Source organism: uncultured Aquincola sp. (genome assembly GCF_964001545.1).
Lineage (GTDB): Bacteria > Pseudomonadota > Gammaproteobacteria > Burkholderiales > Burkholderiaceae_C > Aquincola.
This window is the reverse complement of sequence record NZ_CAXFDV010000367.1, coordinates 1-7,578: the sequence shown is the minus strand read 5'-3', so window position 1 is coordinate 7,578 and position 7,578 is coordinate 1. Positions and strand designations below refer to the sequence as shown.

Sequence of the window (7,578 nt, the reverse complement as noted above, 5' to 3'; positions counted from 1 at the left end):
TAGCTCACGCCGAAGAAGTACGGGCTGCACTGGGCGCCGGCCAGCTGGCTGGGGCCGGCATTGGGCGTGAGGTAGGGCACCTTGGCCACGGCCAGCAGCGGCGCCACGGCCAGCGCCACGTTGCTGGCCACCGGGCCGGTGAACAGGTTCACCTTGTCCTGCTGCAGGAAGCGCTCGACCACCTGGCGCGCCTGCTGCGGATTGCCGGCGGTGTCGGCCACCAGCAGCTCAGCCGGTTGGCCGCCGAGCTTGCCGCCCAGCAGCTTGAGGCCCAGCTGCAGGCCGTCGCGCACTTCGGCGCCGGGACCGGCAAACGGCCCCGACAGGTCGAGCGCGGCGCCCACCTTGAGGGTCTGGGCGGAGACACCGGCCGCGCCGAGGGCCAGCGCGGCGGCGGCGACGCGAAGAAGAGCTTGAGGACGCATGGTGGGCAACTCCGGAGGGATGGAAGGTCAGAGGCGGTTGAGGGGACGATCGGGGTCGGCGAGTGCGGCCGGGTCCACCGGCTGGCCGGATTCGATGAGGCGGCGCGCCAGCCGCATGTCGCGCGCGGCATTGGCACCCAGGGCCGCAATCACCCGGCCTTCGTGCAGGTGGAAAAGCAGGAAATGGTCCTCCTCGGGCCGGCCACGCATCACCGCGTGGCAGCCTGGGCGGTAGACGCCGTACACCTGCAGGTTGACGCCGAACTGGTCGGACCAGAACCAGGGCAGCGGCGGCGCTTCGGCCGGCTGGCCCAGCATCGCGCGGGCCACCGCAATGCCCTGGTGCTGCGCGTTCTGCCACGACTCCATCCGCACCGCGTCGCCGGCCCAGGGGTTGGGCGCGCGGGCCACGTCGCCGGCGGCGTAGATGTCGGCATCGCTGCTGCGGCCTTGTGCATCCACGCACACGCCGTCGGCACAGGTGAGGCCGGCTTCGCGGGCCAGTTCGTCGTTGGGCACCAGGCCCACGCCCACCACCACGGTGTCGCCGGCCAGTTCGCTGCCGTCCTGCAGCCGCACCGTGACGCCGACTTCGGCTTCGGTGATGGCTTCGACCTGGCTGCCCAGCAGCACGCGCACGCCATGGCGCGCATGCAGCGCGCGCAGCAACGCCGAGGCTTCGGCGGGCACGCTGCGTTCACACAGGCGCGGCCGGGCTTCGATCACCGTCACCGCCAGGCCTTGCGCATGGGCGGTGGCCGCCACTTCCAGGCCGATCCAGCCGCCACCGATGACCAGCAGCCGGCCACCGGGCTGCAGCGCGGCGCCCAGGCGCGCCGCATCTTCCAGCGTGCGCAGCGTGTGCACCTGCGGCAGGTCCATGCCGGGCACCGGCAGCCGCCGCGGCCGGCCGCCGGTGGCCAGCAGCAGCCGGTCGTAGGGCAGCGCGCTGCCGCCCTCCAGGTGCAGCGTGTGGCTGTCGCGGTCGATGCGCAGTGCACGTGCACCGGCCCGCCAATCGAGGTTCAGGCCAGCCCAGGTGTCGGCCGGAAAGAGGTGCGTGCTGGCAGGCTGTGCCGTGCCGGCCAGCACCGCCTTGGACAGCGGCGGGCGCTCATACGGCGGGTGCGGCTCTTCGCCCACCAGCGTGATAGCACCATCGAAGCCTTCGCTGCGCAGCGTGTGCGCCGCCCAGCCGCCGGCCTGCCCGCCGCCCACGATGACGACGCGCTTCATGGCGCCTGCACTTCCAGTCGATCGCCCTGCACGCGGGTCTTGTAGATGCGCACCGGCGTCACGCACGGTGCCTTGCGGGCGGCACCGGTGCGCAGGTCGAACAGGCCCTGGTGCAGCGGGCATTCGATGCAGCCGTCTTCCACGAAACCTTCGGACAGCCGGGCCACTTCATGGGTGCAGATGTCGTGCACGGCCAGGAACTCGTCGCCCAGGCGCACCACGGCCACGGGCTCGCCGGCCACCATCACCGCACGCGGTTCTTCTTCGATGAACTGGGCGGTTTCGCCCACGTCCTGCCATTGGCTCATGGTGGGCTCCTTCAGATGGGCGTGGCCAGCAGGGTGTACACGCGCGAGGTGTCGTACACCGCATGCTTGCGGCGGTAGCGCCATTGGCCATCGACCTTGACCACGGTGTCGCGGTAGCAGCCGGCCTGGTAGACCACCGAATCACCGGCCAGGCCGGTGTTGACGACGATGTAGCTGGAGGTGGTCTCCACCACGTCGCCGTCGACCTTCTCGATCGTCAGGCCGCTGACCGCATGGCGGTAGGTGTGCGCCTCGTAGATGTTGGCGTGCCGCGTGGCCACCACGCGGTCGCGCATCATGGCCCGGTTGCGGCAGAAGACGATGGGCGCCGGCAGGCCGCGGTCGTCGTTCTCCTTGCTGATGATCTTGTACTCGGCGTCTTCGGTGAACAGCTCGGGCCACTGCTCCAGCAGGCCGCTGTCCAGCAGGTGCACGTAGCGCTGCTGGAGGGCATTGAGCTCCAGCCACAGGATGAGTTGCTGGTCCATGTTCAGTACCCCATGGCCTTCTGATAGCCGGCCCAGAAGCGACGGATCAGGCTTTCGGTGATGTTGGTGCGCGTTTCGTCGGGGGCGTCCAGACCCATGCCCATGAAGGACACCTTGTCGCCATCACGCACGGTGCCGCGCTGCACCAGTTCGGTGGCCTCGGTGTCTTCCATGCTGATGTAGCCGGCCGGCCCCACCAGGTTGGCCTGCAGCAGCCGCATCTCGCGCAGCTCGGGCGTGTCGTCTTCGTAGCCGAAGAAATGGAATACCAGCTCGAAGTTGCCCGGCCCCTTGGGCAGCAGCTGCCGCGCCACCAGCGTGTTGTGGATCTGCTGGATCACCAGCTGCGGAAAGATCGGCTGGATGTGGTTGGTGCAGTCTTCTTCGAACTCCTTGATCTGCCCCAGCAGGTAGCCGTCTTCCAGGCTGAAGCCTTCCTGCATCGAGCGGATGTCCTGCTGCTTGTAGGCCGCCGCGGTGTCCGACTCCACCGGCGGCTTGGTCACCGTGATCAGGCTGTGCAGGCCGTGCTTGGCATCGGGCAGCGAGCGCGCCTGCATGCCCACGCGGAAGATGTTGAAGGTGGTGTGGAACAGGTGCAGCAGGCTGGCGTGGTAGGGGTCCTTCACGTTCTCGAAGTACAGCTTCCAGTTGCTCTTGCTGTACTGCCGCGTGCAGCCCAGGTACACCGTGGGCTTGTGGAACACACGGTCCACCCAGGGCTTCATCTCGGGGCCCAGGTAGTCTTCGATCGGCGGCGCCTCGTCGCTGAAGGTGGCGAAGATCAGGCCCTTGTAGTTCACGGCGCGCAGCTTCTGCAGGCCGTGGTCTTCGGGCTTGAAGGCCTTGGTCATGCCGGCCAGCGTGCCGTTGTCGGTGCGGATGCCGCGGCGGAACGGCAGGCCCTGCAGGTCGCCTTCGCAGTTGTAGGCCCACTGGTGGTACACGCAGGTGTGGCTGGCCGCGTTGCCGTGTTTTTCGCGGCACACCATCGCACCGCGGTGGGCGCAGCGGTTCACCCAGCAGGCAAAGCCGTTGGCCGTGCGCGTGACCACCACCGGCGTATCGCCCACGAAGGTGCTCTTGAAGTCGTGCACGTTGGGCAGCTCAGCGGCCAGCGCGACGAAGCTCCAGTACGGGCCGCGGTAGAGGCGCTCCTGCTCGCGGTCGTACACCGCCTGTGAACTGAACACCGCATAAGGCACGGAAGACCCGTCTGCCTGCGGGAAGGAGATGGACCGCTCGCTGGGCGCGCGTTCCTGGATCGGCGTGTCCGCCATGGGCTTCACCTCTTGCGTGACTTGACGCTGTTCAGTGTCGAGACCCGGGAATGCCACAGCTATCCAGCTTTGGCAGACTTCGCGCACAGTCGGTCCAGTTCTTGCGAAATTGGCTCACCGTCACCCGACCGCGCACCACAAATGCCCCTGACCCTCAGCAGCAAGGCGCTCTCGCCTCTCACCGCGCAGTGCCTGTTCCGGTCGGACGAACGGGTGGCCGTGCACGACCACGTGGCCCGCGAACTGGCCGACCATGCCCTGCGCTGGCGCCGCGGCGCGCCCGACGCGGTGATGCACAAGGGCCGCACCGAGCACCTGCACGTCTACATGCTCAAGTACGGCGCCGAGGTGGAGGTCACGCCCCATCCCTTCGACGACTTCTGCCTGGTGCACACCTCGCTGGTGGGCGGGCTCGAGGTCGAGACCGAAGGCCAGCGCCTCTACATCGCCGAAGGTCGTTCGGCCGTGCTGCCGGCACGCCGCGGCGTGCGGCTGCACTGGCAGCCGGGCACCGCGCAACTCATCGTGCGCGTGCCGCACAACCTGCTGCGCGAAGTCACCGGCATGCAGCCCGACCAGCCGGTGGACATCGGCCCCGGCCATGTGCTGCCGCGCGAGCACACCGCGCTGTGGGACCTGCACACCGAGGCCCTGCTGGGCGCGATGTCACTCACCGCCGATACGCCGATGCGCGCGGCCTGGCTCACCCACTTCGAGCGCAGCGTGGCCATGTTCGTGGCGGCGCAGGCGCGCACCGCGGGCAGCGCGCCTGCGGCCGAGCCGCCAGCAGCCGAGCGTGGCACCGCCCCCGGCGGCAGCCGCCAGTCGCAGCGCATCGAAGCGGTGATGCACTACATCGACACCCACCTGGGTGCGCCCATCAGCCTGGAAGACCTGGCCCGTGCCGGCAACATGAGCGTGCGCACGCTGCATGAGCTGTGCGCGCAGGTGCACAACCTGTCGCCCATGGCCTGGGTGCGTGAACGCCGGCTGCAGGCCGCACGCAGCCACCTGGCGCTGCATCCGCAGGCCACCGTCACGGAGACGGCGCTGCGCTTCGGCTTTGCGCATGCGGGCCGCTTCGCCAGCTACTACAAGGCCCGCTTCGGCGAGGTGCCGAGCCAGACGCAGGCGCGTGCGGGGCATTGAGCGGGCCGTGGGGCCGCGCCTTCAACGTGGCATGAAGGCCGCGACGTTTTTCGCCTGGATCTGCCGCACGATCTCGTCGGCCATCGATTGCGCGCGGGCCAGCAAGGCGGTGGCCCTGGCCATCTTTTGCGCATGCGTGAGCTGCGGGTCACGGTCCAGGTCGTCGTAGATCATCAGCGCCACCAGCTCCTGGCGGTTGGTGGCGGCGCAGTACATCGGGTTCTGCGCACACTTCAGGGCCAGTTCAGCGTCGTCCGCGCTGTTGCACACGGCACCAAAGGCGCACTCCACCAGCAACGGGCTGTTGGACAGGGCCACGCCGGCATCGTCGCCGCCCTGCAGCGGGTAACGCTCGCCGTTGAACCACACCGCGGCGGGCTGATCGTTCTCGGGCCTGCTGACGGGCAGCAGGACGCGCGCATACGCGGGGTCGAAGCGGTTCAAGGCGTCTGCCAGCGCTGCTTCACGGTCGCGCCGCTGAAACACCAGGTCGTTCAACACGTTCAACAAGGGGTCGGGCTGGCCGGGCTTCGTGTAGTGGGCCACCGCAAAGTCGGCGTCCTTCTCCGGCCCCACCGCCGGACCGCACCAGGCCTCCAGCCGCTCCACCGCCGCCTGGTGTCGCCCATAGAGCGGGTGGTTCACGTCGATGGCGGGCAGCATGGCGTGAAGGTCCTTCGCCTCCTGCGCCGTGCCACACAAGGTGCCGATCCGCTGCGCCAGCACCAGCCCGCCCACTGCCGGCCGCGCCTGCGCCTCGTTCAACAGCGCACGCAGGTTGGTCGACAGCCGCAGGCGGGCGAGCCACTCGCTGCGCTGGCGCAGGCCGGGGTCCAGCGGTGCGGCCGCGGGCGGCACTGCAGGCGCGGGCTCGGAGGCAGCGGCGATCGGCTCGAACACCGGCGTCTGCGCGGCGGGCGGCCAGATGCCCGTGTCCACCGGGCCAGGGCTGCGCACGACCAGCGGCGGGCGGGGCGCTGGCGGTCGCGTCAGCAGCCAGGCAACCCCGCATGCGCTCAGCAGCAAGGCAAGCCACACCCATCTCTTCCGCCGGCTCGACACCATCGACCCCTCCCTGGACTGGCGCATTGCAGGCGACCTGGCCGGGCGCGGTCAATCGTCCACGCCCGGCGCTCGCCGAGCGCTCCCATGCCGTTGTCGCCTGACTGACGCGGGCCTGAGCCGACCATGCGGAGCGCAGGCGCAGCGGCTGGCCGATGCCTGGTGCCTCAGTCGCTGGCGTACTGGCCTTTGATGGCCATGTCCGTTTGCCGGCTCCAACGCCACAATCAGATCAACTGAGCACCCTTATTAAGGCAAGAGGCGGCACGCTCCCCGAGACCTTGATCTCGATCGACACTGCAAAACCCGACAAGTAGGTTGGTTGCAATGCAGCCACAGATAGTCCTTTCGGGTGACCCTGCGACAAAGACTTCGACCTGTTGAGCAGCTCCATCACGCTCTTCCTCGTTCTTGCAACGGCGAAGAACTCTCATCCAGAGCGAAAAGTCGCAGCTCCTGGAAGGCGGGGGCATCGTCGGGTCAAGTGCTCGGATGATCACTTGCGTTCGACATCGGCGGTCACCGGCGGCTTGAACCAGTCCGGTGGAACGAAAGGTTCAGCCTAGCCAGCGCTCTATGGGAGCCTGCAAGTCAAGCCTGAGTTAGGGCCACCTGGGACACCCAAAGCAGACTCGATAGTGACGAAGTCATTCTTGCGCAAAGCCTCCAAGAGGACGACGACCGGAACGGAAGTGCCGATCTTGGCTTCCGATTCGGGCCGAGGTTGAGCCACAGCCTTGCCGCGATAGACGACAAGATGATCTTGCCCAGCTTCAGTTGCTCGGATACAAAGAGCTCGAACATAGATGCGATTGAACTCACCCTCGGCCAGTTGCACAGCGGAACTCTCTTGATTGATTCGACGAGTGAACTGCTTCCCGTTTCTCGTGTACGACTCCTCCGAGCGGAAATGACCATGGGCCAACAGTTGCTCAGCAAGCCAGTCGTCGTTTTCCCGCGCAACAGCATTCGCAAGCAGCCCTGGCCAAGCTGCTAGACCCGCAGCCGTTAGCCTCGGGCTCATGTAGTGATTGCCGAGAGCCACCTCATCAGCCATGTGTTTCCGAGTGACGTCGTCAAGATTTTGATAGTCAATTCCCATTGGTATCTCCTTATCGTTGAGTGTGGGACATAACTCGTTCTCGATAGACAGCCACTGCTGCTCAAGAAGGGCTGATTGCGCAACAATAACTCCCCCAGATTGGACGCTGCAACTGCTTGACTCGTCAGAGCTTCCTCAGAGGGTTGCCAAGCGCAAACGCTCGCTAAATTGCCGAAAAAAGCGCCCACAGCTAAAGCTCCTGGTCACGGGACGCGTAACGCGCTAGCCGCTGTTCGCTTCAACCTCGACCCCATCGGCACGCCTAGCCAGGCCAGTCGCAACAACCTCCTCCTGCAACCATCAGTCCTCCACCCCCGCCCCAAACGCCCGCAGCGCAAACGCAATGAACCCCTGCAGCTTGGGCGAACGCTGGCGCTCGGGTGCGTACAGCAGGTGCATCGGCCGGCGCGGCAGCGCGTAGGGCTGCAGCAGCGGTCGCAGCCGGCCTTGCGCCACGTCGTCGGCCACCATCACCTCGGGCAGCATGGCCAGGCCCAGGCCGGCCAGGGCTGCGCGGCGCAGGGCCTG

General features: G+C 67.4%; 9 protein-coding genes. 1 reads left to right on the top strand and 8 read right to left on the bottom strand.

Translation table 11 applies throughout. From position 1 onward, the window contains the following. The 5 genes from ABNT58_RS12710 to andAc form a co-directional block, all read right to left on the bottom strand. Positions 1-425, bottom strand: a 425-nt coding sequence (locus ABNT58_RS12710; protein ID WP_348753842.1) for an ABC transporter substrate-binding protein, incomplete at its 3' end; no start/stop codon positions are given. Positions 426-452: 27 nt separating this feature from the next. Then, entirely contained in the window at positions 453-1,661 is a 1,209-nt protein-coding gene (locus ABNT58_RS12705; RefSeq protein ID WP_348753841.1) for an FAD-dependent oxidoreductase, read from the bottom strand. Next, positions 1,658-1,969, bottom strand: coding sequence for an anthranilate 1,2-dioxygenase ferredoxin subunit AndAb (gene andAb, locus ABNT58_RS12700; protein WP_348753840.1), 312 nt, complete (start codon positions 1,967-1,969; stop codon positions 1,658-1,660). Before andAb ends, ABNT58_RS12705 begins: the two co-directional genes overlap by 4 nt. 11 nt (positions 1,970-1,980) lie before the next feature. After that, entirely contained in the window at positions 1,981-2,457 is a 477-nt protein-coding gene (andAd, locus tag ABNT58_RS12695; RefSeq protein ID WP_348753839.1) for an anthranilate 1,2-dioxygenase small subunit AndAd, read from the bottom strand. A 2-nt stretch (positions 2,458-2,459) separates the two neighbouring features. Continuing rightward, positions 2,460-3,737 carry an anthranilate 1,2-dioxygenase large subunit AndAc gene (gene andAc / locus ABNT58_RS12690; protein WP_348753838.1) on the bottom strand — a complete coding sequence of 426 codons (1,278 nt, stop codon included), beginning with the start codon at positions 3,735-3,737 and terminating at the stop codon, positions 2,460-2,462. A gap of 141 nt (positions 3,738-3,878) precedes the next feature. On the opposite strand from andAc, the gene ABNT58_RS12685 reads away from it, so the two are divergent. Next, positions 3,879-4,886 (top strand): AraC family transcriptional regulator, encoded by a 1,008-nt coding sequence (locus ABNT58_RS12685; protein ID WP_348753837.1) that lies wholly within the window; start codon positions 3,879-3,881, stop codon positions 4,884-4,886. Between the two features lie 21 nt (positions 4,887-4,907). Here the strand turns inward: ABNT58_RS12685 and ABNT58_RS12680 are convergent, their stop codons facing one another. From ABNT58_RS12680 to ABNT58_RS12670, 3 genes are all read right to left on the bottom strand, one after another. Continuing rightward, positions 4,908-5,825: a hypothetical protein gene (locus ABNT58_RS12680; protein WP_348753836.1), complete on the bottom strand. Its 918-nt coding sequence runs from the start codon at positions 5,823-5,825 to the stop codon at positions 4,908-4,910. Between the two features lie 697 nt (positions 5,826-6,522). After that, positions 6,523-7,050 (bottom strand): hypothetical protein, encoded by a 528-nt coding sequence (locus ABNT58_RS12675; RefSeq protein ID WP_348753835.1) that lies wholly within the window; start codon positions 7,048-7,050, stop codon positions 6,523-6,525. 300 nt (positions 7,051-7,350) lie between these two features. Further along, positions 7,351-7,578: LysR substrate-binding domain-containing protein (locus ABNT58_RS12670; RefSeq protein ID WP_348753834.1), on the bottom strand; the 228-nt coding region annotated here is incomplete at its 5' end.

Excerpts from the sequence above, each read along its gene's own strand:
- andAb (WP_348753840.1), bottom strand. The coding sequence starts at position 1,969 with ATGAGCCAATGGCAGGACGTGGGCGAAACCGCCCAGTTCATCGAAGAA.
- andAd (WP_348753839.1), bottom strand. The coding sequence starts at position 2,457 with ATGGACCAGCAACTCATCCTGTGGCTGGAGCTCAATGCCCTCCAGCAG.
- ABNT58_RS12675 (WP_348753835.1), bottom strand. The coding sequence starts at position 7,050 with ATGGGAATTGACTATCAAAATCTTGACGACGTCACTCGGAAACACATG.
- andAc (WP_348753838.1), bottom strand. The coding sequence starts at position 3,737 with ATGGCGGACACGCCGATCCAGGAACGCGCGCCCAGCGAGCGGTCCATC.
- ABNT58_RS12705 (WP_348753841.1), bottom strand. The coding sequence starts at position 1,661 with ATGAAGCGCGTCGTCATCGTGGGCGGCGGGCAGGCCGGCGGCTGGGCG.
- ABNT58_RS12685 (WP_348753837.1), top strand. The coding sequence starts at position 3,879 with ATGCCCCTGACCCTCAGCAGCAAGGCGCTCTCGCCTCTCACCGCGCAG.